At 71.5% G+C, this 24,380-nt stretch carries 18 protein-coding genes and 2 pseudogenes; 2 read left to right on the top strand and 18 right to left on the bottom strand.

Translation table 11 applies throughout. The annotated features are described in order from the left end of the window. Window positions 1–28: 28 nt before the first annotated feature. The 3 genes and pseudogenes from OHA17_RS24685 to OHA17_RS24675 form a co-directional block, all read right to left on the bottom strand. Complete coding sequence (locus OHA17_RS24685; protein WP_406508403.1) at window positions 29–2,332, bottom strand: DUF6571 family protein; 2,304 nt, start codon at window positions 2,330–2,332, stop codon at window positions 29–31. 37 nt (window positions 2,333–2,369) lie between these two features. Beyond that, the gene (locus OHA17_RS24680) at window positions 2,370–2,729 is read right to left on the bottom strand and encodes a hypothetical protein (protein ID WP_406508402.1); all 360 of its coding nucleotides are present in this window, start codon (window positions 2,727–2,729) and stop codon (window positions 2,370–2,372) included. Window positions 2,730–2,808: 79 nt separating this feature from the next. Continuing rightward, window positions 2,809–3,012 (bottom strand): annotated as a pseudogene (locus tag OHA17_RS24675) (winged helix-turn-helix transcriptional regulator); the annotation flags it as partial. Here OHA17_RS24675 and OHA17_RS24670 point away from each other — a divergent pair. Next, window positions 2,996–3,736, top strand: a pseudogene (locus tag OHA17_RS24670) (NAD(P)-binding domain-containing protein); the annotation flags it as partial. The pseudogenes OHA17_RS24675 and OHA17_RS24670 overlap by 17 nt on opposite strands. A 4-nt stretch (window positions 3,737–3,740) precedes the next feature. Here the strand turns inward: OHA17_RS24670 and OHA17_RS24665 are convergent. From OHA17_RS24665 to OHA17_RS24625, 9 genes are all read right to left on the bottom strand, one after another. After that, window positions 3,741–6,059, bottom strand: a complete 2,319-nt coding sequence (locus OHA17_RS24665) for a xanthine dehydrogenase family protein molybdopterin-binding subunit (protein ID WP_406508401.1) — start codon at window positions 6,057–6,059, stop codon at window positions 3,741–3,743. Then, window positions 6,056–7,663, bottom strand: a complete 1,608-nt coding sequence (locus OHA17_RS24660; RefSeq protein ID WP_406508400.1) for a 2Fe-2S iron-sulfur cluster-binding protein — start codon at window positions 7,661–7,663, stop codon at window positions 6,056–6,058. The genes OHA17_RS24665 and OHA17_RS24660 overlap by 4 nt, the downstream gene beginning before the upstream one ends. Next, entirely contained in the window at window positions 7,660–8,559 is a 900-nt protein-coding gene (locus OHA17_RS24655; protein ID WP_406508399.1) for an FAD binding domain-containing protein, read from the bottom strand. The genes OHA17_RS24660 and OHA17_RS24655 overlap by 4 nt, the downstream gene beginning before the upstream one ends. Before the next feature lie 333 nt (window positions 8,560–8,892). After that, window positions 8,893–10,602 carry a beta-N-acetylhexosaminidase gene (locus OHA17_RS24650; protein ID WP_406508398.1) on the bottom strand — a complete coding sequence of 570 codons (1,710 nt, stop codon included), beginning with the start codon at window positions 10,600–10,602 and terminating at the stop codon, window positions 8,893–8,895. A gap of 733 nt (window positions 10,603–11,335) precedes the next feature. Continuing rightward, window positions 11,336–12,190, bottom strand: coding sequence for a carbohydrate ABC transporter permease (locus OHA17_RS24645; RefSeq protein ID WP_406508397.1), 855 nt, complete (start codon window positions 12,188–12,190; stop codon window positions 11,336–11,338). After that, window positions 12,187–13,083: a carbohydrate ABC transporter permease gene (locus OHA17_RS24640; RefSeq protein WP_406510802.1), complete on the bottom strand. Its 897-nt coding sequence runs from the start codon at window positions 13,081–13,083 to the stop codon at window positions 12,187–12,189. The genes OHA17_RS24645 and OHA17_RS24640 overlap by 4 nt, the downstream gene beginning before the upstream one ends. 50 nt (window positions 13,084–13,133) lie before the next feature. Beyond that, window positions 13,134–14,450 (bottom strand): extracellular solute-binding protein, encoded by a 1,317-nt coding sequence (locus OHA17_RS24635; protein ID WP_406508396.1) that lies wholly within the window; start codon window positions 14,448–14,450, stop codon window positions 13,134–13,136. A 206-nt stretch (window positions 14,451–14,656) separates the two neighbouring features. Continuing rightward, window positions 14,657–14,944, bottom strand: coding sequence for a DUF3039 domain-containing protein (locus OHA17_RS24630; RefSeq protein WP_078966510.1), 288 nt, complete (start codon window positions 14,942–14,944; stop codon window positions 14,657–14,659). Window positions 14,945–14,999: 55 nt separating this feature from the next. Then, on the bottom strand, window positions 15,000–15,560 hold the full coding sequence (locus OHA17_RS24625; RefSeq protein ID WP_053727200.1) for a YqgE/AlgH family protein: 561 nt from the start codon (window positions 15,558–15,560) through the stop codon (window positions 15,000–15,002). Between the two features lie 294 nt (window positions 15,561–15,854). On the opposite strand from OHA17_RS24625, the gene murA reads away from it, so the two are divergent. Next, window positions 15,855–17,195, top strand: coding sequence for a UDP-N-acetylglucosamine 1-carboxyvinyltransferase (gene murA / locus OHA17_RS24620; RefSeq protein ID WP_398872337.1), 1,341 nt, complete (start codon window positions 15,855–15,857; stop codon window positions 17,193–17,195). A gap of 88 nt (window positions 17,196–17,283) precedes the next feature. Here murA and OHA17_RS24615 read toward each other — a convergent pair whose 3' ends face one another. From OHA17_RS24615 to OHA17_RS24590, 6 genes are all read right to left on the bottom strand, one after another. Then, window positions 17,284–17,565 carry an HU family DNA-binding protein gene (locus tag OHA17_RS24615; protein ID WP_003968811.1) on the bottom strand — a complete coding sequence of 94 codons (282 nt, stop codon included), beginning with the start codon at window positions 17,563–17,565 and terminating at the stop codon, window positions 17,284–17,286. 373 nt (window positions 17,566–17,938) lie between these two features. Then, window positions 17,939–19,372: an NAD-dependent malic enzyme gene (locus OHA17_RS24610; protein WP_053727202.1), complete on the bottom strand. Its 1,434-nt coding sequence runs from the start codon at window positions 19,370–19,372 to the stop codon at window positions 17,939–17,941. A gap of 396 nt (window positions 19,373–19,768) precedes the next feature. Beyond that, window positions 19,769–22,162, bottom strand: a complete 2,394-nt coding sequence (locus OHA17_RS24605; RefSeq protein ID WP_406508395.1) for a HelD family protein — start codon at window positions 22,160–22,162, stop codon at window positions 19,769–19,771. Window positions 22,163–22,279: 117 nt separating this feature from the next. Then, window positions 22,280–23,041 carry an anti-sigma factor family protein gene (locus OHA17_RS24600; protein ID WP_406508394.1) on the bottom strand — a complete coding sequence of 254 codons (762 nt, stop codon included), beginning with the start codon at window positions 23,039–23,041 and terminating at the stop codon, window positions 22,280–22,282. Further along, window positions 23,038–23,625 (bottom strand): sigma-70 family RNA polymerase sigma factor, encoded by a 588-nt coding sequence (locus OHA17_RS24595; protein ID WP_078966511.1) that lies wholly within the window; start codon window positions 23,623–23,625, stop codon window positions 23,038–23,040. Before OHA17_RS24595 ends, OHA17_RS24600 begins: the two co-directional genes overlap by 4 nt. A gap of 92 nt (window positions 23,626–23,717) precedes the next feature. Further along, on the bottom strand, window positions 23,718–24,278 hold the full coding sequence (locus tag OHA17_RS24590; protein WP_406508393.1) for a CGNR zinc finger domain-containing protein: 561 nt from the start codon (window positions 24,276–24,278) through the stop codon (window positions 23,718–23,720). Window positions 24,279–24,380 lie beyond the last annotated feature (102 nt).

Below are 24,380 nucleotides of genomic sequence, written 5' to 3'. Positions count from 1 at the left end.
ACGGCTATGAGGGCTCTCCCACCGCCCCTCATTTCGTGCCGCCGGGAGGCTCTGCGACGGACGCCGCATTCCGCCCGGCGGAATAGGCGTCGGAGATCGACGAGGACGCGACTCCCTGATATTCCCGGGTATCCCGCGGGGGAAGGCCCGCGCTCTGCCCAGCCGTACCCACTGCGGCCGACGCAGCCTTCTTCGCCTTGTCCTGCGCTGCCGAGTAAGCGTCCGCGGCCTCCTGGCTCGCTGCGCTGGACGAGTCATGCTGCCTGTTCTCGACCATGGACTTGGTGATGTCCTCCTGGAGCCATTCCACGGCATCGCCACCGACCGGCAGCATCTCGACGTACTTCGCGCCGACCGCGCTGATGATCCGGTTCGTCCAGTCGGCCTTGTCCTGCAGGGCGTCGTTGAAGTCCTTGTCAGTGGCCGCATGCTGCTCGTAGATCGCCTGCACACGCGCCTCGGCCATCACGCCGGCGATCTCACCACCCGGATACACCGCATTGCGCACGGCCTCACCCACATCGGACCCATGATTCTCCGGGTGGGCAAACACATCGCGGACCAGAAGAGTCGTATAGGCCTGCTGGGCATTCGTAATCGCGCCGTACGCATCAGGGTCATGGGCCACCGCTCCCAGGAAGTGGGCCACTTGCCCGAAGTTGGCGAAGTTCGCCAAGACTCCGAACGGCTTCGCCTGCTCCGCCCCGTTCTCCGCCGCCACTTGAATGTCGGCCATATACTCCGCCGCCATATTCCCAAAGTTCCCCGAAAGCCCCTCCAGCTTCCCCGGCGCGTCATCCTCGCCCAGGATCAAGGACGGATCCGCGCCGATCTTCGCGACCACCTTTTCCATCACGGCGGCCATCGCCGCCGTGTGCTCCTCCGGCTTTGCCGCCTCGTCGCCCGGGACGCGGCCCGTGACCGCTGCCTCCAGGGCGTTGCCCAGGGCGGACTGGTACGGGGTGCGGTCGCCGGGGAGGGCGTCGTAGCTGTCGTCCGTGGGGGGCTTGTCCAGGAGGTGGTCGACCATGCTGAGCTGGCCGCCCCCGGGGGCCCGGACCGCCGCGTCGTCCGCCGTCACCAGACCATTGCCGTCGCTGTCCGCACGGACCGGCTCGTTGAAGAACTCCGAGGACGAATCAGGGTTGTTGGACATCGCCGACATCAGGCCGGTCAGGGGGTCGAAGCCCCGGCCGCCCGATGGGTCGAGGTTCAGGGCCATGCCCGGGACCTGCGGTACACCCCGCTCGAAAACGTGCGGGTTCTGGTGCTCGAAGCCCACCATGTCGCGGGCGACGGGCAGCAGGAACTCCTTGTCGTACGTGCCGTGCCGCAGCAGCGCGGCAAGGGCCTGGTACCCGTACACCTTCGCCCCCTCGCCCGCGAAGCCCCCCACCTCGATCGGGCGGCGGCCCGCCCGCATCAGGTCGGTCGTCCAGGGGCCGCCGAGGTGGCCGGCGGTGTGGGGGTTCGTGGCGAGGCCCAGCATCGGGCCCAAGTCGTCCTGGACGTGGCGGACCATCGCGACACGGTCCAGGCCCGCCGGGCCGAGGGCCGTCGCGTCGAGGGAGAGCCGCGTGTAGAACTCCAGCGTTCCCTGCGCACCGAGCCGCCGGTAGAAGGAGGTCGAGAACTCGGGGTCGTGGGCGTTCGCGTCCAGCAGGGTCTGGAGCCGCTTGAGTTCCGCCACGTTGCGGGCCGTGCCGCCCTCGCCGGTGACCCGCTTCGCCAGGTCCACCGCCCGCGCGGCCTCCTCGTCGTCCAGGGAGGCGAACCGTGGCACGGTGAAGTCGTGTTCGTGCGGAACGTTCGCCGTCAGGGCGAGCCGCAGCGACTCGTCCGCCGCGTCGCACCCGGCGATCAGCGCGTCGACCTTGCGCTGCCAGGCCGCCACGTTCGCCTGCTCGGCCTTCAGGTCCTTCGCCAGCCCGGCGTACTCGGGGTCGTGCCGCACGGCGGCGTCCGCGACCGGGTGGCGGGCCACGACCCGGCCTCTCGCGTCGATGGCGATGCCGCTCGCCCGCGCGCCGTCCAGAATGGCCTGCAGCCCGTCCTTCGCCTTCTTGAACTCCGTGTACGCATCGAGCAGGAGCCGGTGCACACCCTCGGCCTCCTTCTCCGCGTCCGCGAACTCCTTCACCGTCTTGCGGATGAACTCACGGGTGACCCCCGCGTTCACCCCGGCCCACCTGGCCGTCTCGGCATGCACCCGCATGCCGTCGTGGGCCTCGTCGGACAGCCTCTTCAGCCTGAGCGCCATGTCCGACCAGTCGTCCACCGCCGCCCTGAGTTTGCCGACCGGGGCGTTCACCACGTCCGCGAACTTCAACAACTGCCCTTTCCCGTATGCTAGTTGATGTAGTCGCTTGCTAACTGATGTAGTCGCTGATCACCGAGACGGCTGCCAGGGCGCCCCGTACGCGCGCGTCGTCCTTCGCGTGCCGGGCGGTGGAGTAGTCGAGGTGGTTGGAGATCTGCGCGCAGGCGTCGCGGAGCGTCGTGTACTGGCTCTGCCAGGTGTCGTGGACCTTCATCAGGGCTGCCCCACTGGTGAAGTTGTCCGCGCTGAGCGCCCGCGCCGCCTCGAAGGTGGCCGCCCTCGCATGATCCCCGTCGCGCCGGAATCCGTCGTACAGCTTGTACGCGTCCGCACCGATCACCCCGAGATCATCGGCGTGCGCGACGAGATCCCCGCAGCCCGAGCCCTGCGCCGTAGCCCCTGACGACATCCCCAACTCCCGTTCCATACGCGTGAATTACGGAATCTTTGTCGTCAGCGTACGGGAGGGAGGCCCCGCGGATTTGGTGTCAGCGGGCGCTCAGGGGTGAATGAGCGGCCGCACTCTTGTCCCCGGGATCACCCTGCCCGGTCGCCCGGTCGCGGCCCCACGCCGCCAGTGGCTGAATCGCCTCGTTGAGGCGCACCCCGTCCTCGGTCAGCGAGTACTCGACGCGGGGCGGCACCTCGTCGTACTAGACGCGGCGCACCCCGCCGTCCGCCTCAGGCGCGCGGGCCGCCGACAGTGCCACCCAGGCCGTGGCGGCCAACTCCCTTGTCATTACTTGCCTGTTGGACGACGACTCCGTCGGTGAGGCGCTCGACGGCGCCGAGCCGGCCGGCAAGGACCTGGTCAATCTGACCACCAGCACCCCCGCCCAGGCCCGGGCCCGCGCCGCGTGGGCGCGCGAGCGCGGCGCCCGCTACCTGGACGGCGGGATCATGGCCGTCCCGCCGATGATCGGCGTACCCGAAGCGGGTGGTTACGTCTTCTACAGCGGCTCGCGCGAGCTGTTCGAGCGGCACCGCGCGACGCTGGCCGTTCCGGTCGCCACCACCTACGTCGGCGCAGACACGGACTTCGCGGCGCTGCACGACGTGGCCCTGCTCAGCGCCATGTACGGGATGTTCGCGGGGGTGGCGCACGCCTTCGCCCTGATCCGCAAGGAGGACGTCGACCCCGCCTCGCTGGCCCCGCCGCTCGCCGACTGGCTCGTCGCGATGGCCCCGTCGGTCCACCGGACCACCGGCCAGCTGAAGAGCGGCGACTACACCAAGGGGGTCGTCTCCAACCTCGGCATGCAGGCGGCCGGAACACCGACCTTCCTCGACACCGCCGAGCAGCAGGGCGTCAGCCCCGAACTGATCTTCCCCTACTTCGCGTTGATGCGGCGGCGCCTCGCCGAGGGCGGCGGCGAGGAGGACCTGACGGGCGTGGTCGACCTCCTCGCGCGCTGACCCGCTAGCCCTGCTGAACCACCGCCGCCTGCGGCCGGATCGGGAGGCGGTTGACCGGGCGGCCGGTCGCGGCGCGGACCGCGGAGGCGATCGCGGCCGGGGAGGTGACCACCGGGACGGCACTCGCGGCCTTCGCGCCGAAGGGGGCCACCACGTCCCGCTCCTCGACCAGTTTCACGATGCGGATGTCGGGGGCGTCGAGGGCCGTCGGCAGGGCGTAGCCCGTGAGGTCGGGGTGGCGGATCTGGCCGCGCACCGTGCGCAGGTTCTCGGTCAGGGCCGCGCCCACGCCCTGGGTCACTCCGGCCTCGATACGGGCCGCGAGCTGGCGGGGGTTGAGGATGCGGCCGACGTCCTGGGCGACGGCGAGTTCGACGACCCGGACGGAGCCGAGCTCGATGTCGACGTCCACCACCGCGCGGATCGCGCAGAACGCGAGGCCCACGAACGCGTCGCCCTGGCCCGTCTCGTCGAGCGGCTCGGTGGGGTGCGGGCGGCACTGGGCGGTGGCCCAGAGTTCCTTGCCTTCCATCGCCTCGGTGACCGTCGTGGACAGGACACCGTCGTACGACGTGATCTTGCCGTCGGCGATCTGGAGCAGCTCCGTGGACATGCCGAACTTGTGCGCCAGGGGCTGGAGCAGCTGGGTGCGGACCATCTTGGCCGCGCGTTCGACCGCGCCGCCCGAGACCCAGGTGTGGCGGCCGTGGGTGGCGGGGCCCGCCGGGGGCTGGTCGGTGTCGACGGGGGCGACGTGGACCTCGTCGATGCCCAGGGTCTCCTGGACGATCTGGCGGGCCAGCGTGGTGAAGCCCTGGCCGGTCTCGACGGCCGCGCAGATGACCGTCGCGACGCCGTCCTGGACCTTGACGGTGGCCGTGGAGACCTCGTCGGTGCCCTCCGCGCCGAGCATGTGGACCATGCCGAGCGCGTAGCCGACGCCGCGCCGGACCGCGTCCGGCTCGCCCGCGCCCTCGGGGCCGCCCGGCAGCAGCCAGTCGTCCTCGGGAGCGTCCTTGGGCAGCACCGGCAGCGGGAAGTCCCGTACGGCGGCGAGGAGTTCGGCCACGGGGGCCGGGCAGGTGACGGTCTGGCCGGTGGGCAGCAGGTCGCCGGTCGCGAGCGCGTTGCGCATGCGCAGTTCGGCCGGGTCGAGGCCCAACTTCGTTGCGAGCTTGTCCATTTGGCCCTCGTACGCCGCGCACACCTGCATGGCGCCCTCGCCCCGGACGTGCCCGGACGGCGGGTTGTTGGTGCGCACCGCCCAGCCCTCGACGAAGGCGTGCGGCACGACGTACGGGCCGCACGCGAACGCGACGGCCGCGGCGAGGGATTCCGAGGAGGCCTCGGCGTAGGCGCCCGCGTCGAGCAGGATCTGCGCCTCGACCTTGACGAGGCGGCCCTCGGCGTCCGCGTGGTGGCGGTAGCGGAGCAGCGTCGGGTGGCGGTGGGCGTGGCCGAGGAAGGACTCCTCGCGGGTCGCGGTCAGCTTGACCGGGCAGCCCGTCTTCAACGCCAGGAGTCCCAGCGGGAGTTGGAAGCCGAGGTCCTCGCGGTCGCCGGTCGCGCCGGGCACTCCGGTGACGACGACCTTCACCCGGTCCGGCTCCAGGCCGAAGCAGGCGGCGGCCAGGTCGCGGTCGCTGTGCGGGTCGGTGGACGCGGTGTACAGCTCGACGCCGCCGTCGGGCCGGGGCACCGCGAGGCCGGCCTCGGCGCCGATCGGGGCCGGGTCCTGGCGGCCGATTCGGTACAGGCCCTCGACCACGACCTCTCCGGTCGCCTCGGGGTCGCCGAACTGGAGCGGGATGTGCCGGATCAGGTTGCCGTCGGGGTGCAGCGGTTCGGCCGCGAACGCCTTCTCCGGGTCGGTGACCGGTTCGAGCACCTCGTACTCGACGGCGATCGCGGCGGCCGCCAGGCGCGCGGTGTCCGGGTGGTCGGCGGCCACGGCGGCGATGGGCTCGCCGTGGTGGCGTACGAACTCGGCGGCGAAGACGGGCCGGTCGGCGATGCGGCGGCCGAACGCCGGGTCGCCCGGCACGTCGGCGTGGGTCACCACGGACCGTACGCCCGGCATGGCGACGGCGGCCGAGGTGTCGATCGAGACGATGCGGGCGTACGCGTGCGGGGCGCGCAGCACGGCCGCCCACAGCAGGCCCTCGGCCCACAGGTCGGCCGCGTAGGGGAAGGTGCCCTCGGCCTTGGCCCGCGCGTCGACCGGCGCGAGGGACGCGCCGATCCCGTGCGCGGGTGCCTGCTGCTCCGGCGCCGCCGCCGGGCTGGCGCCGTCGACCGTCGCGGTGGCTGCGTCGTTGCTCACGCCATGCCTCCGTCGTGCGTGTGCGGGGGCCTGGCGCTGCCGGCCCCGGGGGGTGCCTGGTGCGGAATGCGGGCCTCTTCGGCGTGGGCCGCGCCTGCCGCCTCGCGGCCCGCCACGACGTCCTTCACCGCGTCGAGCACACCACGGTAGCCGGAGCAGCGGCACAGGTTGCCGCAGAGCGCCTGGCGCGTTTCGAGTTCGGTGGGGGCGTGGTTGCCTTCGAGCAGGTCGTGCACGGTCATGGCCATGCCGGGGATGCAGAAGCCGCACTGCACGGCGCCGCTCTCGGCAAGGGCCCGCTGGACGTCGGAGGGTTCGCCGTCGGTGGCGAGCCCCTCGACGGTACGGACCTCGCTGCCGGCGGTGGTCGCCGCGGGCACCAGGCAGGAGGCGACGAGCCGCCCGTCCACCTGGACGTTGCAGGCCCCGCACTCACCCTGCGAGCACCCGTCCTTGGCCCCGGCGAGCCCGAGCCGCTCGCGCAGCACGTAGAGCAGCGACTCCCCGACCCAGGCCTCGGTGACGGGCCGGTCGGCCCCGTTGACGCGCAGCACGTAGGAGGCCCGGGGGTGTTCGAGGTCGGGAGCGGGCGGTGCTTCCACGACGGGCTCGGGGGCGGGGTCGGTGACGGTCCCGGGGTCGGCGGTGACCTCCGGCGCGGGCTGAGGACCCGGCTCCGGCTCGGGCTCGGCTTCGTGCTGGGGCGCGGGCAGTTCGGCCGATTCAGGCGCTTCAGGCGCTTCGGGCGACTTGCCCGCTTCGGGCGTTCCGGGCGCTTCGACCGTTTCAGGGGCGGGTTCGGCTGCGGGCGCTTCCGGCTGGGGCTCGGCCGCGCGCACGGCTTCCGGTTCCAGGTGCGGATGCGACTGCTGGGCGACGCCGCCCGTCGGCCCGGCGGCATCCGATACGTCCCGTACATCCGGAATGTCGGCGGCGGGCAGCACAGGCTCCGGCGCGGACTCCTGGCGCGCGGGCTCCCGGATCTCGGGCCGGGGCTCGGGCTGCCGGGCCTCCGGCAGCTGGTTCGCCCAGGGGGCGGGCGCGCCGCCGGGGAGGGTGGCGGGCGGGGTCGAGCCCCACTGCTCGATCAGCGACGAGGTGGTGAACTCGCCGGATTCTTCCGGGAGTTCACCCTCCGCGACCGGGATGGTCCACTGGCCGGTGCCCGCGAGGGAGGGCTCGTCGGCGAAGTTCCACTGGGCCGTGGCGGCCGGGTCGCGGGCGGGCTCCGTCGGGGTCGCGGGCACGGGGGCGGGCGCGGCGGGCTCCGGCCACACCACGGTCTGCGCACCCGGCGCGGGGGTGGCGTCGGGCGTGGACTGCCCGGTCAGCTCGGTCGGGATGCGCCAGACGCCGGTCGCGCCCGGGTCCGTCGCGGCGGCCGGGGTGAGCGGCACGATCATCGGCGGTACGTAGCCGTGGCCGGGGGCCGCCAGCGGGGCACCCATCATGTCCATGTCCGGGGGGAGCTGGACGAAGGCCGTGGCGTCGGGCTCGTACTCGCCGCCGTGCGGGACGGGCTCCCAGCCGCCGTGCCGGGGCACCTGGCCATAGCCGTGCTCGTGTCCGCGCTCGGTCTCGTGCTCGTTGTCGCGGTCGGTCACGACAGCGCCCTCCCCAGTGCTCGTCGGGCCAACGCGGCGACGGTGCGCCGCAGATGCAGTACGGCGGGCGAGAGGGGCGGCGGCTGTGAGCCGTCCTCGGGTGTCGCCGGGTCCGGGATGCAGGCGGCGGCCACGTACTCGCCGAACGCGCCGAGCGCCTCCGGGGCCAGCGCCGCGCGCTCGCCGTCCCAGTCGATGAGCGAGGCGATCCAGCGCTCGGCCTCCAGGGGCCGCAGCGGCATGGGCGCGATGGCGCCGACCGCGCAGCGCACTCCGCGCCGGGCCGGGTCGAGCACGACGGCGACCGAGGCGGTGGCGCGGCCGGGGCCGGTGCGGCCGGTGGCCTTGAGGAAAACTTGGGGAGCGTGCAGCAGCGGCACCCGGACATATCCGATCAACTCGGCCGGGGCGAGCATGTCCCGCCCGGCCAGCAGATGCGACACGGGAATTTCACGTCGGGCGCCGCCCGGGCCCGCGATGACGAGGGTGGCTTCGAGCGCGGCGAGCACGGGCAGCGCGTCCCCGGTCGGGGCCGCGGAGGCGATGTTGCCGCCCAGGGTGCCCGCGTTGCGGATCTGCGGGGGCCCTGCGGCGCGCGCGGCCGCGGCGAGCGCCGGAATGAGCGCCGCGAAGTCCGGGCGGCCCATACGGGCGTGGGTGAGACCGGCGCCGAGCAGGGCGTGGCCGTCCTGGTACTGCCAGCCGCGGATCTCGTTGATCCTGCCGAGTCCGACCAGGCCGGCCGGGCGGAGCAGGCCCCGGTTCACGGCCGCCATCAGATCGGTGCCGCCCGCGACGGGCACGGCGGCAGGCATGGCCGCGAGCGCCGCCACGGCCTCGTCCAGTGAGGCAGGCAGCGTCACGGACTGCGCCGCCTGCGGTGCGTGCGTGGTCAACCCAGCTGCCCCTTCCCGGTGTCCCGGCCGTACGACTGTGCCGTCTGTGGCCACCTGCTGATGGCCGTACCGTACGTGCTCACAGCCCGGACGTGGCAACTCTGGCACATCTTCCGGACCGGCCGACGGGAGGGTCCGCGAAGCACACTTCCGTCCCCGACCTGGGGAATGTTCCGGTTTGGAAAGCGTTGTACGACTTATGCGGTACGCCTGGTTCCGCACGCCGGATGTTCGTCACAGCGGTCTTCCTCGCAGCTGGTCGCGGCCGGGCGGCCGTGACCTGGGGTCACGCTCCCAGGGACACGGCCGCAGAGCACCTCCTTGGGCCGCGGCTCACCTGTTTGGGGGCGCCCCCTCGATCGGGCGTCCGAGCACACCTGGGCGCTGCTGCCACGGCAACGGGCCGGTGGGCGGACGGTAGTCGACGCCGAGTGCGTCAAGTCGTCGGTAATGGGCGGACATTCGCCGTTCGAAATCGGCGAAGTCGCGGTCGGCGGGGGCGGACAGCGCGCTCCAGGCCACCTCGGCGAAGGCGGCGAGCCGGGGGAACACCTGGTAGTCGACGCGGGACTGGTTCTCCATCACCTCGGTCCACACATTGGCCTGGGTGCCCAGGACGTGGGCGGCTGCCTCGGGGCCGAGCTGCGGCGGCACCGGCTCGAACCGGTAGACGTCCTCCAGGGTGCGCACGTATCCGATGGGCATCGGCTCGTCCTCGCCGCCGGCCTGCCGGTGGTCCAGGTAGACGTGCTGCTCGGGGCACATCACGACGTCGTGCCCGGCCTCGGCGGCGGCGATGCCGGCGCCGTAGCCGCGCCAGGACGAGACGGCGGCGCCGGGTGCGAGGCCGCCCTCCAGGATCTCGTCCCAGCCGATGAGCCGGCGGCCGCGCGCGCCGAGCCAGCTGTCGAAGTGCCGGATGAGCCAGGACTGGAGCTCGTTCTCGCCGGCGAGCCCGAGCTCACGGATCCGCTCCTGCACGAGGTCCGACTTCTGCCACTGCTCCTTGGGGCACTCGTCCCCGCCGATGTGAATGAACGGGGATGTCGCCTCGGGAAACATCTCAAGCACCTCCTCCAACACCCCTTCGTAGAAGCGGAGGGTGTTGTCAGTGGGGGCGAGTACGTTCGGATTGACGCCCCAGGTGTCCCAGACGGAGAGGGAGGCGGTGTCGATGACGTCGGTGTTGCCGAGTTCGGGGTACGCGGCGATGGCGGCCTGCGAGTGCCCCGGGATGTCGATCTCGGGGACGACCCGGATATGCCGCTCGGCGGCGTACGCGACGATCTCGCGGATGTCGTCCTGGGTGTAGTAACCCCCGTGCGGCTTCTCGTCCCACAGGGGCGATGCGCGATGCCCCCACTTGGTACGTGAGCGCCACGCCCCGACCTCGGTGAGACGGGGATAGCGCTTGATCTCGATCCTCCACCCCTGGTCGTCGGTGAGATGGAAGTGAAAGACATTGAGCTTGTGGGCGGCGATGAGGTCGAGGTAGCGCAGTACGCCGTCCTTCGGCATGAAGTGCCGCGAGACGTCGAGCATGAGCCCGCGCCAGGCGAAGCGGGGCCCGTCCTCGACGGTGACCTCAGGGAGGTCCCAGCGCCGGGCGCCTTCCAGCGGAGCGCGGCGGAAGGCGTCCGGTCCGAGCAGCTGACGGAACGTCTGCATCCCCCGGAACACACCGGCCGCGCTGCCGCCCTCGATGAGTACGGCGACGTCGTCGACGGAGCGGTCCGTGGAGAGCCGGTACCCCTCCGGGCCGTGCCGCCCCGCGACCTCCGGGCTGATCCGCAGCACGATGCGGTCCTGCCCGGTGGCCCCGTCGGCCAACGACAGCCCGGTCGCGGCCCCGACCGTCCCTCGCAGGAGCCCGGCGAGGGGTTCGGTGCCGGGGGTGGTGTGGAGGGTGGTGTGGGGGTGCAGGGGGCGGCGGGTGGGGGTTTCGCCGGCCGGGCGCAGGGTGCTGGGGGCGGGAATGAGGCTGTGGGGGCCAGGGTGGCTGTGGGGGCTTAGGGGGCTGTGGGTGTCCAGGTTGTCGTCCATGAGGTCCTTTCGTGGAGTGGGGGGGTGTGGGGTGTGGTGTGCGGGTGTGGGTGCGGCTTTTTCTTTCCCCACCCCGCCCCTTCCCGAGACCCTCCGAGGGATTCGGGTCGGCTGCGGCTGGTGATCAGCACTGGGGGCACCGCCCCCAGACCCCCGCTCCTCAAACGCCGGAGGGGCTGGATTTTGCCCCTGCGCGGTGTGCCCGACCGGGAGTGCTGCCGGGGGAGCCAGGGGAGGTTCGCGTGCACGGAGCCCGCGAGAGGGGAGCCGGTGACGCAGTCCCCGGGGGCTCGGGCGAAGCCCCGAGCAAGGCGCCGGGCCCCACCTCCCGCAGGTGACTCGGGCGAAGCCCCCGAGAGGGGTGCAGGAGACCCAGTCCCCTGCGGGAACCTGGGGCACGGCCCCAGGCCTCAGCCTCCCCACCCCCATCACCGGGGCCCAGCACCCCGGGGGTCCGGGGACAGAGCCCGCGAAAGTGGTGCAGGGGATGCGGTCCCCGCCGGGGTCGAGGACGGATCCCCTCGCAGAAGTCGAGGGCGGGGGCCCTCGTGGGGGCCCTCGTGGGGGGCGAGGGCGGAGGCCCTCGTGGGGGCCCTCGTGGGGGGCGAGGGCGGAGGCCCTCGTGGGGGTCGAGGGGGCGCAGCCCCCAGGGGGTCTGGGCGAAGCCCAGGGGGCCAGCCCTTCCAGCCCTGAGCAATGGGCGGGCGGGTGGGCAACCCGGCTGAGCCAAGCCTCACTTCACCGCACCCCCCACCCCCGAAACCAACCGCCGCTGCACCAGCACGAAGAACACAAGCACCGGCAGCGTCATCACCGTCGAGGCCGCCATGATCCCGCCCCAGTCGTTCTCGTCCGGCTTGAAGAAGACCAGCAGCGCCATCGGCAGCGTGGACTGCGACGTGTCGCTGATGATGAACGACTTCGCGAACAGGAAGTCGTTCCACGCGGCGATGAACGAAAAGACGCTCGTCGCGACCAGCCCGGGAAAGACCAGCGGAAAAAGAACCTGCCAAAGGAACCGCGTGCGGCTCGCCCCGTCCAGCGCCGCCGCCTCCTCCAGCGCCACCGGCACCCCCTTCACGAACCCCCGCAGCATCCAGATCGCGAAGGGCAGCGAGAAGGCCAGGTGCGGCAGGATCAGCGAGCCAAGGGTGTTGAGCTGGCCCAGATCCCGCATCAGGAAGAACAGCGGGATCGTCAGCGCCTCGACCGGCACCATCTGCGCCACCAGGAACATGATCAGCAGCGTGGTGCGGAACTTGAACCGGAAGCGCGTCACCGCCGTCGCCGCCAGAAAGGCGATCAGGGCCGAGAGCAGCACCACCGAGCCCGCCACCACCAGGCTGTTGAGGAAGTACCGCCCGAAGTCCTGCTGTGTGAAGACGCGGCGGAAGGAATCGGGGGAGGGGGACAGCGTCCACGGCTTGGGGTGCGCCGACTGCACCTCCCCCGCCGGTTTGAAGGCGGAGAGCACCATCCAGTACAGGGGGAAGGCGACCACCACGGCCGCCACCAGCGCGACCACCTCGGCGGCCAACCGCCCCGGGCGCCGGGCACGTAGCGCACGTTGAACCCGTACGAGACTCACAGCTCCTCCCCCCGCCCCCGCAGCACCCGCAGGTACACCAGCGTCGCCGCGAGCAGGATCAGCAGCATCACCACGCCGATCGCCGAGCCGAGGCTGTACTGCGAGGAAGCGAACGCCTTCTGGTACGCGTACACGTTCAGGACCAGGTTCTGGCCCGCGATCCCGCCCCCGTTCGTCATGACGTAGATCTGCGTGAAGACCTTGAAGTCCCAGATGACGGACTGGATTGTGACGACCGTGAGGATCGGCCGCAGCATCGGGACCATGACGGACCGCCAGATCCGCCACTGCGACGCCCCGTCCAGCGCGGCCGCCTCCAGGACCTCGCCCGGGATCGCGCGGATCCCGGCGTACACCGTGACCATCACGAACGGGAAGGAGCACCACACCACTTCGAGCAGCACCAGCAGGAACGCGCTGTAGCGGCCGTACGTCCACGAGTGGTCGCCGAGGCCCAGGACCCGGTTGACCGGGCCGAAGTCCGGGTCGAACAGGAACATCCACACCGTCGATCCGGTGATCGCGGGCGTCGCCCACGCGCCGAGCGCGGCCAGCATCAGCGCGAGCCGGGGCAGTGCCCGTACGCGCGTGAGCAGCACGGCGAGCGCGCAGCCCATCGCGAGGGTGCTCAGGACGCAGGCCGCCGCGAAGACGACCGTGGCGAGCAGCACCGACCAGAACTGGCTGTCCGAGAAGAGGGCGGAGTAGTTCCCGAAGCCCTGGAAGCTGGTCGGCTGACCGCCGCTGACCTGGGCCTGGGTGTACTCCAGGAAGGAGATCAGGCCGAGTTGGTAGATCGGGTAGACGAGGAGCGCGCCGAGGACGGCGAGGGCGGGGGCCAGGTACAGCCACGGGGTCCAGCCGGCCCGCCGGTGCGAGCGGCGGCCCGGCATCGACTTCGCCACGGGCACCCGTACGGCGTCCCGCGCGGCGGTCGCGGGGCTCAACCCGCCGCCCCGAACACGTCGTTCATCCTCTTCGCCGCGTCCGACGACGCCTTCGCGACGCCCTTCTTGCCGCTGACGATCTCCTGGAACATCGTCGGCAGCACGAGCGAGGAGTCGATCTGGCTCCAACCGGGCGATGCGGGAACGAACTTGGCGCCCGCCGCCAGGGTGCGCACGAACGGCTCGACGAACGGCTGCTTCTTCGCGACGTCCGCCCGTACGTCGGTGTACGTCGGCAGGAAGCCCATCGCGTCGAACAGCTCGCGCTGGGTGGCCTTGCCTGCGAGCTGCTCCATGAGGCCGACCGCGAGCGTGCGGTGCGAACTGCTCTTCAGTACGCCGATGTTGTTGCCGCCCGCGAAGGCCGGGGCGACCGAGCCCGATGTCAGGCCCGGCAGCGGCACGACCGCGTACTTGCCCTTGACGGTGCCCGCCTCGACGGCGGCGTGGTTGAAGTCTCCGCCGATCGCCATGGCCGCCTTGCCGTTCGCGAAGGCCGTGACGGTGGCGTTGCCGCCCATCTGCGCGCACTTGGCGGCGGAGCAGTTGGCGTCGCCGAAGAGCGAGGTGTAGGCGGCGATGCCCTTGCGGGCGGCCGCGCTGTCGATCGCCGAGGTGTATTTCCCGCCGCTCTCGGTGGCCAGTTCGCCCCCGTCGGCCCAGAGGAACGGCAGCGCGCCGTACGTGTAGGCGCCGCCCACCGCGAGCCCGTACAGGTCGGGCTTCGTCTGGTGGATCTTCTTCGCGGTCGCGATCAGCTCGTCCTGGGTCTTCGGCACGGCGAGGCCCAGGTCCTTGAGGACGTCGGTGCGGTAGTACAGCGCGCGTACGCCCACGAACAGCGGGGCCCCGTAGATCCTGCCGCCCACGGTGACGGACTGCTTCGCCGTCGGGTCGGTGTCCTTCGCCTCGGGCCAGGCCGCGAACTCGTCGCTCACATCGGCGAGTCCGCCGTCCTTCACATAGCCGGCCGTGTCGGTGTTGCCGTACTCGATCAGGTCGGGCGCGGAGGCCGGGTCGTTGAAGGCAGCCTTGATCTTCTGGGCGCGGGTGTCGACGGGTATGTACTCGACCTGCACATCGGCGCCCTTGTGGGCCTGCTTGAAGGCGGCCACGGCCTTGTCCACCACTTGCTGTTTGGGGCCGTTGCTCACCTCCTGGAAGAGCCAGACCCGCAGGGTTCCGCTCTTGTCGTCGCTCCTGGCGCTGTTGTCGGACGTCTGCGGGGCGCAGGCGGCCAGGCCGGCGAGGGCAAGTGCCGCCAGTGGCAGGGCAGTCAGAGCGGCTCGGGCAGTTCGGGCAGTGAGCTTCACGGCAGAGATCCTCCCCATGGCCGTTGCAACATACGCAACGGGCGTTTCGCATACTGCACAACAGGGAGGAGGTTATGGCGGAGGCAAAGCCCCCGGCAAGAGGTCTGGACAACCCGGCACACACAAAACGGCCCCCGGGGTGTGCGTCACGCACACCCCGGGGGCCGCTGGGGCCACCTCGTCCCGGACTACCTGCTCATCCGGGGCTACTTCTTGTCCTTGCCGCCCTTGTCCTTGTCGCCACCGGCGCCCATGGACTCGTAGATCTCCTTGCACATCGGGCAGACCGGGTACTTCTTCGGGTCGCGCCCCGGCACCCAGACCTTGCCGCAGAGCGCGACGACGGGCGTGCCGTCCAGCGCGCTCGCCATGATCTTGTCCTTCTGGACGTAGTGGGCGAAGCGCTCATGGTCGCCGTCGCCGTTCGACACCTGCGGTGTCGGCTCTACGAGGGTCCCCGTACCTGCCCCGCGCTCGGGCTCAAGAGTGCTCATAACCACCAAGGGTACTGAAGGCAACCGGATTGGGTGGAGGCGCGTCGCCGGGGCGTCAATTGAGCGAGGGATCGTCCGGATAGGTGGCGACCATCGCGAGCTCGCTGCGCTGGCGGCGCAGCACCGCCCGCCACAGGCTCTCGGGTTCCGGGGACGAGACGTCACCGGGCTCCGACTCGACCACGTACCAGGCGCCGTCGGTGAGCTCGTCCTCCAGCTGGCCGGGGCCCCAGCCGGCGTAACCGGCGAAGATCCGCAGCGAGCCGAGGGCGGCGGCGAGCAGTTCCGGCGGCGCCTCCAGGTCGACCAGGCCGATCGCCCCGTACACCCGCCGCCAGCCGAGCGGCCCCTCGTCGCCCGGGATGACGGCGACGCCGAGGGCCGAGTCGAGGGAGACCGGGCCGCCCTGGAAGACCACGCCGGGCTCGCCGGCCAATCCCGCCCAGGACTCCAGGATGTCGCCGACGCCGACCGGGGTCGGCCGGTTCAGGACCACGCCGAGCGTGCCCTCCTCGTCGTGGTCGAGGAGCAGCACCACCGCGCGGTCGAAGTTCGGGTCCGCGAGGGCCGGAGTGGCGACGAGCAGCCGCCCTGTGAGCGAGGACACCTCGGTCATGCGGACATGATCCCGCATAACCGTGCCGTTCGGATAGGAAGGTGCCGCGCGAAGCGCGACGTTGAGGGGTGGCGGTCGGGTGACGGGCGGGCGCACGGCAGCAAGAGGACCTCTTCCCTCGTGCGCCCCCGGAAGAGGACCGGGGTACGTGACGCTGAGCTGAACTCCCTGCGCGGAGCGTGCTGTAGCGAATTCATTACCTTCGTGAACCCTCCTCGGCCTTATGGGGCAGGGGTGAAAGCCCCTTACCCTTTACCCCTGCCCCTTGCCCGACCACTCCGGAACGCGAGATTCATGACCGGCACAGACGATGTACTGCTTGTCCACGGCGGAACCCCGCTCGAGGGCGAGATCCGCGTCCGCGGCGCGAAGAACCTCGTGCCGAAGGCGATGGTCGCCGCCCTTCTCGGCAGCGGCCCGAGCAGACTGCGCAATGTGCCCGACATCCGCGACGTGCGCGTCGTACGGGGTCTGCTGCAGCTGCACGGCGTCACCGTCCGCCCCGGCGACGAGCCGGGCGAGCTGATCCTCGACCCGTCCCACGTCGAGTCCGCCAACGTCGCCGACATCGACGCGCACGCGGGTTCCTCGCGGATCCCGATCCTGCTGTGCGGCCCGCTCCTGCACCGCCTGGGCCACGCCTTCATCCCGGGCCTCGGCGGCTGCGACATCGGCGGCCGGCCCATCGACTTCCACTTCGAGGTGCTGCGCCAGTTCGGCGCGACCATCGAGAAGCGCGCGGACGGCCAGTACCTGGAGGCCCCGCAGCGGCTTCGCGGCTGCAAGATCCGGCTGCCCTACCCCTCGGTCGGCGCGACCGAGCAGGTGCTGCTCACCGCGGTGCTCGCGGAGGGCGTGACCGAGCTCGCCAACGCCGCGGTCGAGCCGGAGATCGAGGACCTCATCTGCGTGCTGCAGAAGATGGGCGCGATCATCGCCATGGACACCGACCGGACGATCCGCGTCACCGGTGTCGACAAGCTCGGCGGCTACACCCACCGCGCCCTCTCGGACCGCCTGGAGGCCGCCTCGTGGGCGTCCGCTGCGCTGGCGACCGAGGGCAACATCTACGTCCGCGGCGCCCAGCAGCGCTCGATGATGACGTTCCTGAACACCTACCGGAAGGTCGGCGGCGCCTTCGAGATCGACGACGAGGGCATCCGCTTCTGGCACCCCGGCGGCTCGCTCAAGTCCATCGCCCTCGAAACGGACGTGCACCCGGGCTTCCAGACGGACTGGCAGCAGCCGCTGGTCGTCGCCCTCACCCAGGCCACCGGCCTGTCCATCGTCCACGAGACGGTGTACGAGTCGCGGCTCGGCTTCACCTCGGCGCTGAACCAGATGGGCGCGCACATCCAGCTGTACCGCGAGTGCCTGGGCGGCTCGGACTGCCGCTTCGGCCAGCGCAACTTCCTGCACTCCGCGGTCGTGAGCGGCCCCACGAAGCTCCAGGGCGCCGATCTGGTCATCCCGGACCTGCGGGGCGGCTTCTCGTACCTGATCGCGGCCCTGGCGGCCCAGGGCACGTCCCGGGTGCACGGCATCGACCTGATCAACCGCGGCTACGAGAACTTCATGGAGAAGCTGGAGAGCCTCGGCGCAAAGGTCGAACTCCCCAACGGCGCGCTCGTCTAGCGTCCGTAGACACACAAAAGGGCGGCCACCCCGGTCAGGGTGGCCGCCCTCAGTGTTGCTGCTAAGCGCCTTGCAAAGCCAAAGGCGCTTACTTGCCCTTGGCGGCTTCCTTGAGCTTCGAGCCCGCGGAGACCTTCACGCTGTAGCCGGCCGGGATGTTGATCGGGTCGCCGGTCTGCGGGTTACGAGCGGTACGAGCGGCACGGTGAGTGCGCTCGAAGGTCAGGAAGCCGGGGATGGTGACCTTCTCGTCGCCCTTGGCGACGATCTCGCCGACGGTCTCGGCGAGAGCGGCCAGCACGGCGTCGGCGTCCTTGCGGGTCACCTCGGCGCGGTCGGCCAGCGCGGCCACCAGCTCACTGCGGTTCATGTTCTTACTCCCGTGTTCTTCTTGCCTGTGAGGCGTGCCACGCGGCGGAAGCCGCATGTTGGGTACAGCGAAGCCGATGCTGCCAGGGCCCTCGGACAGTCCCCGGACCCGGGTCCGCTTGCACGACCTCGCGTCCTGGGGGTCCCCCTGGACGAAGTCCTTGGGGGAGCATCCTGCCCCCACCTACGGCGGGAAAGCCAATCCGGCACCCTCCCGAGTCACCCTGCGTCACATGAAAAGCGCCACTGCCTCATCAAGGTGACGCTCCGTCGACAGGGTGTGGACTCCCGGGCCAGGGCCGGTGCGGATGCGGGTCATGGTCCGTCACCCTAAGGGGGCGTTACTGGGCCCGCATCCCGCGACGCGCCGGAGCTCAGGCCGACGTGGGCCCCGTCACAGCGCCCCCGGCGGCCTTGGCGGCGTTGCGGACGGCTCCCGCGACCGCTCCGGCGACCTTGTCGTTGAAGACCGACGGGATGATGTAGTTCGCGTTGAGCTCGTCCTCGGCGACGACGTCCGCGAGCGCGCCGGCCGCGGCCAGCATCATCTCGGTGTTGACCGTGCGGGACTGGGCGTCCAGGAGGCCCCGGAAGACGCCGGGGAAGACCAGCACGTTGTTGATCTGGTTGGGGAAGTCCGAGCGGCCGGTGGCCACAACTGCCGCGCTCTGGCGGGCGATCGCGGGGTCGACCTCGGGGTCCGGGTTCGCGAGCGCGAACACGATCGCGCCGTCGGCCATCGCCGCGACGTCGTCGCCGTTGAGGACGTTGGGAGCCGAGACGCCGATGAAGACGTCGGCGCCGACCACGGCCTCCTTGAGCGTGCCGGTCAGGCCCTCGGGGTTGGTGTTGTCGGCGATCCAGCGCAGCGCGGACTCGGGGCTCGCGCTGATCAGGTCGTCGCGGCCCGCGTGCACCACGCCGTGGATGTCGGCCACGACGGCGTTCTTGACACCGGCCGCGAGCAGCAGCTTGAGGATGGCGGTACCGGCCGCGCCGGCCCCGGACATGACCACGCGTACGTCGCCAATTCCCTTGCCCACCACGCGAAGTGCGTTGGTCAGCGAGGCGAGCACCACGATCGCGGTGCCGTGCTGGTCGTCGTGGAAGACGGGGATGTCGAGGGCCTCGCGCAGGCGGGCCTCGATCTCGAAGCAGCGGGGCGCGGAGATGTCTTCGAGGTTGATGCCCGCGAAGCCGGGGGCGATCGCCTTGACGATCTCGACGATGGCGTCGGTGTCCTGGGTGTCCAGGCAGATCGGCCAGGCGTCGATGCCGGCGAAGCGCTTGAAGAGGGCCGCCTTGCCCTCCATGACGGGCAGCGCGGCCATCGGGCCGATGTTGCCGAGGCCGAGCACCGCGGAGCCGTCCGTCACGACTGCGACGGAGTTGCGCTTGATGGTGAGGCGGCGGGCGTCCTCGGGGTTCTCGGCGATCGCCATGCACACGCGGGCCACGCCCGGGGTGTAGATCATGGAGAGGTCGTCACGGTTGCGGATGGGGTGCTTCGACTGCATCTCGATCTTGCCGCCGAGGTGCATCAGGAACGTACGGTCGGAGACCTTGCCGAGGGTGACGCCCTCGATGCCGCGCAGCTCCTCGACGATCTCGTCGGCGTGCGCGGTGGAGGTGGCCGCGATGGTGACGTCGATCCGCAGCTTCTCGTGGCCGGAGGCGGTCACGTCGAGGCCGGTCACCGACCCGCCGGAGGACTCCACGGCGGTGGTGAGCTGAGAGACCGCCGTGCCGCTGGCGGGCACCTCAAGGCGGACCGTCATCGAGTACGAGACGCTGGGCGCCGTTGCCATGACCGTGTTCCTCTGCTTTCCCTAGCTTCGTTGCTAGCACCGCCCCGGCTGTGGCGCGGCGGTGCCATCCGATGGTCGCACCTACTGGCTGGTAGCCGATAATGGGCGACCCGTTTCGGAAAGTTGTTTCCACCATACGAGAAAGTGATGGTCCGGCGGAAGACCCTCCGGGAACCTGCCGAGGGCCCCGCACCAACGACAACAGGCCCACGCCATCCGGAGATGACGTGGGCCTGTCGCTCACGTTAATGACACCGACCCGCCATGCTCGCCTCGCGGCAAGTGGTCGCTCTGAGCGACTAAGGTTGGGCCCGGGGGCTTGGATCGAGCCGGTGCCACACCCAGGCTAACAAACCACCCCGGCAAGTGATCCCCGCATCGCGAGTTGACCCGGATTTAATCCCGGAGCAGATCCGGCACCCCGTCCGCGTCGGGCTCGTCCCGGTCCCCGGAGACGACCGTGAGCTGCTGCGTCGCCCGGGTCAACGCCACGTACAGCACCCGCAGTCCGGCCGGGGACTCGTCCGCGATCTCGGCCGGGGAGACGACCACCGTGGCGTCGTACTCCAGGCCCTTGGCCTCCAGGCTGCCCAGCGCCACCACCCGGTCGCCGAGCCCCGCGAGCCAGCGCGCGGCCTGTTCGCGGCGGCGCATCGCGACGACCACGCCGACCGTTCCGTCGACCCGGTCGAGCAGCCGCGCCGCCTCCTCCCGTACGGAGCGGGCGAGGTCGCCGTCGCGTACGACCGCGAATCTCGGCCGCACACCCGTCGAGCGGACGGCGGCCGGGGACTTCATGCCCGGCATCGCCAACGCCAGTACCTTGGCGGCCAGTTCGGCGATCTCGGCCGGGTTGCGGTAGTTGACGGTCAGCTCGAAGCGGCGGCGCGGGCGGGTGCCCAGGGCTTCGTCGCGGGCCTCGGCGGCCTCGTCCGGATCGGACCAGGAGGACTGCGCGGGGTCGCCCACGACCGTCCAGGTGGCGGTGCGCCCGCGCCGGCCGACCATCCGCCACTGCATGGGCGTGAGGTCCTGCGCCTCGTCGACGATGACGTGCGCGTACTCGGTACGTTCCTGGGCGAGCCGCTCGGCGCGCTCGCGCTGGGTCTCCTCGCGGTGCGGCATCAGCTCTTCGAGGCCGGTCAGCGCGTCCAGCGGGTCGTACTCGCGCTTCTTCTTCGGCCGGGCCGGGGCGCCGAGCAGCGTCTCCAGCTCGTCGAGCAGGGCCACGTCGTGCACCGAGAAGGCGCCGTTGGCGGTACGCGCGAGCGAGCGGGCCAGGCGGCGCACCTCGCCCTGGTTGAGGACCCGGCGGGCCCAGCGCGCGAGCCGCTTCTCGTCGGCCATCGCGGCGAGCACCCCGCGCGGGGTGAGCTCCGGCCACCACGCGTCGAGGAAGGCGATGAAGGCGTCCTCGGAGGCGATGTCGTCGTCGAAGGAGGAGCGCAGCTCGGCGGCGAGCTCGGGGTCCGTGTGCCGGCCGTTCGCGCCCGACTTCGACCACAGGGCGTCGAGCAGCAGCCTGCGGGCGCGCGGGCGCAGCAGGTTGACGGGCGCGGTGCCGCCGAGCACGTTCTGGCGGATGCGGCGCAGCTCCTCGCCCTCCAGCTCGACGCGCGCGCCGAAGGCGACGACGCGCAGCCGCTGGCCGGGGTGCGGCGCGGGCGCCTGCTCGCCGAGGGCGAGCTGTTCGCCGCCGCGCCGCCGGGAGCGCCTGGGGTGCTCCCCCGGGCCCTCCAGGGCGCCCCTGGCGGCCCGGCGCAGGACGTGGAGCATCCGCGAGGAGCCCTTGATGCGGGCGACCGCCGGGTCGTCGTACTCGGTGGCCTCCGCCCCGTCCACGAGGTTGCCGACCGCGCGGATCGCGACCTGGCCCTCCTCGCCGAGCGAGGGCAGCACGCCCTCGGTGTACGCGACGAGCAGCGGGGTCGGCGAGACGATCAGGATGCCGCCGGAGTAGCGCCGCCGGTCCTGGTAGAGGAGGTAGGCCGCGCGGTGCAGCGCGACCGCCGTCTTGCCGGTGCCGGGGCCGCCCTCGACGTACGTCACCGAGGCGGCGGGGGCCCGGATGACCAGGTCCTGCTCGGCCTGGATGGAGGCGACGATGTCCCGCATGGTGTGGCTGCGGGCCTGGCCGAGCGCGGCCATCAGGGCGCCGTCGCCGATCACGGGCAGCTCGGCGCCGTCCAGGGTCGCCCTGAGCTCCGGGCGCATCAGGTCGTCCTCGACGCCGAGCACCTTGCGGCCCTTGGAGCGGATGACCCGGCGGCGTACGACACGGCCCGGGTCGACCGGCGTCGAGCGGTAGAACGGCGCCGCGGCCGGCGCCCGCCAGTCGATCACCAGCGGCGAGTAGTCGGCGTCCAGGACGCCGATCCGGCCGATGTGCAGCGTCTCGGCGATGTCGGCCGTGCCGTCGGGGCGCACGGCGTCCTCGGCCGGGTCGACCGAGGTGTACGCGCCGTCCGGGCCCTTCTTGCCGTCCTTGCCGAGCAGCAGGTCGATCCGGCCGAAGAGGAAGTCCTCGAACTCGTTGTTGAGCCGGTTGAGGTGGACCCCCGCCCGGAAGACCTGGGCGTCGCGTTCGGCGAGCGCGCCGGGCGTGCCGACCTGCCCGCGCTTGGCGGCGTCGTTCATCAGGAACTCCGCCTCGTGGATCTTCTCCTCCAGGCGGCGGTACACCTGGTCGAGATGTACCTGTTCCCCAGCGATCTCGCGTTCCCGGACCGAATCCACAGCGGATTCGGCGGTACCGGAAGCGGTATCGACAGCGGCATCCTGCGCGGCCACCGAGGCCCCCTTCTGACGTGCATTGGGCAGCCGTCAACCGTACGCGAAGGGGGACCCGATGTCAGGCCACAATTTGGTGCCGAACCGCATGTCGGGACGGCCGTGGCGCCCCGCGGCTCACGCCGGGACGTCCACGAGCGCCTTCCCGTCGAACGTACGGACCTCGAAGTGGTCGATCTGGTCGCGGTTCATCGCGGTGCCGCCGTGCACGTACAGCGGATACTTGGCCGACTCGTGCGGGCTGTCCTTGATCCCGTAGCCCCAGTTGGGCACCGCCCAGGAGGTGACGGTCTCCTGGTCGCCGTTCTTGCCGACCGCGATCAGGCTGCACTTCAGCGGGCCCTTGACGTTCTTGAGCTCCAGGACGGTGTGGGTGCCCCACGCCTTGGCCTCGGTGCCGACGGTCGCGGTGACGTCGGTCTTCGGGTCGGTCGCGGAGACCTTCTGGGTCATGTGGTTGAAGAAGGCGTCCTCGGCCGGGCTGGTCGGGTGCGCCTCGGCACTCTGGTGGGTGCCGGTGTCCCCGGAGGTCGCCACCACCGCGATCGCCGGGCCGCCGACGATCAGCGCGGCCGCTGCCGCCACCAGGTACGTGGTGCGCCGGCGGCGCTTGGCGCGCTGGGCCGCGACCTCGTTGATCAGGGTCGTGGTCATGCTGGGCGGGGCCGGGCGCAGCGGCTGGGCGGCGGGGCTCGGGAACTCCCTGAGGGTGGCAAGGAGCGGCTCCATGCCGGCCAGGCCGTCGAGTTCGGCGGCGCACAGGTCGCAGCCCGCGAGGTGCGCTTCGAAGGCGGTGGCCTCGGCGTCGTCCAGGATGCCGAGCGCGTACGCGCCGACAGCCTCGTGCAGCGAGCCCTCCGCGTATTCCCCGGTCGTCATGTCGTCACCCCCCGTTCCTCCAGTGCGAGTTTCATGGAGCGCAGGGCGTAGAACACCCGGGACCTCACGGTCCCGCTGGGTACGCCGAGCGCCTGGGCCGCCTCATTGACCGTACGTCCCTTGAAGTACGTCTCGACGAGGGCCTCCCGGTGGGCCGGGGTGAGGTCGTCGAGCGCATCCGAGAGGGTCATCAGCCACAACGCCTTGTCGATCTCGTCCTCCGCGGGCATGACCTCCAGCGGCGACGGATCGACCTCCTGCGGCCGGGCCTGCCGGCTGCGGTGGCCGTCGATGACGATGCGGCGCGCGACCGTCACCAGCCAGGGGCGGACCGAACCGGTGGCCCGATTGAGCTGACCGGCGTTCTTCCAGGCACGGATGAGCGTCTCCTGCACGACGTCCTCGGCCCGCTGCCGGTCGCCGGCGACGAGCCGCATGACGTACCCGAGCAGCGGCCCCGCGTGCTCGCGGTACAGCGCCCGCATCAGCTCCTCGTCGGGCACGGAGCGGTGCTTGGCCCCTCGCGGACGGTCATCGGCCACGGCGGCATCCTTGCGCAACCGGCACCTCCAGGTCGAGACCATCCCGGCGCGCGGCTGCGGGCCGGTTCATCTCTCCATACGGGCGGTTGTCCGCATCCATTCAAAGGCGGGGCGACTTTCTTCGCGCGGGTCTCTCAGAGCGCGGCCACGCGGCGCCGGTGCCGGGCCACCCGCTCGCGGTTTCCGCACACCTCGCTCGAACACCAGCGGCGCCGGCGCCCTCGCGAGGTGTCGAGGTAGAGCAGGCGGCAGTTGTCGCCCTCGCACTGGCGAAGGCGGGCCCGCGCCTCGGGGTCGGTGAGCAGGTCGACGGCGTCCCGGGCGACCACGGCGAGCAGCGCGCCGCATTCGGGGGCGCGGCTCAGGGTACGGACGAGTCCGCCGTCGGCGCCCCGGATGGCACGTACGCCCGGGGGCGGCGCGGCCGCGAGCGCGTTGACCCGCTCAAGGGCGGCGGGCTCGCAGTCGGCCGGCCCACCCAGCTCGGCGTGGACCAACTCGCCTATGCAGCGCCGGAGTTCGATGAATCGGACCGGCCAGTCGCGGCCCAGTCCGGTGAGCGGTGTGCCGCGCGGGACCAGTCCGGCGCGGAGCAGCCACTGGCCCAACTGTGCGGTGCTGTCGAGCTGTTCCCTCTCGTACGCCCCGGTCGCCAGCAGATCCAGACAGATCCGCCCCGAGTCGAACCGCACCATGCGCCTGTCACCGCCTAGGGGTTACCGGTGAGTGCCACCCCCCAGAGTGCCCGCCCCGGGCCTCCCCCGGAACCCCTCCTACCGGGCGGTTGCCGCGCGAGG

It is taken from the genome of Streptomyces sp. NBC_00212, assembly GCF_045206365.1.
Lineage (GTDB): Bacteria > Actinomycetota > Actinomycetes > Streptomycetales > Streptomycetaceae > Streptomyces.
The sequence above is the reverse complement of the archived record's forward strand: the minus strand, read 5'-3'. Positions and strand labels throughout refer to the sequence as shown.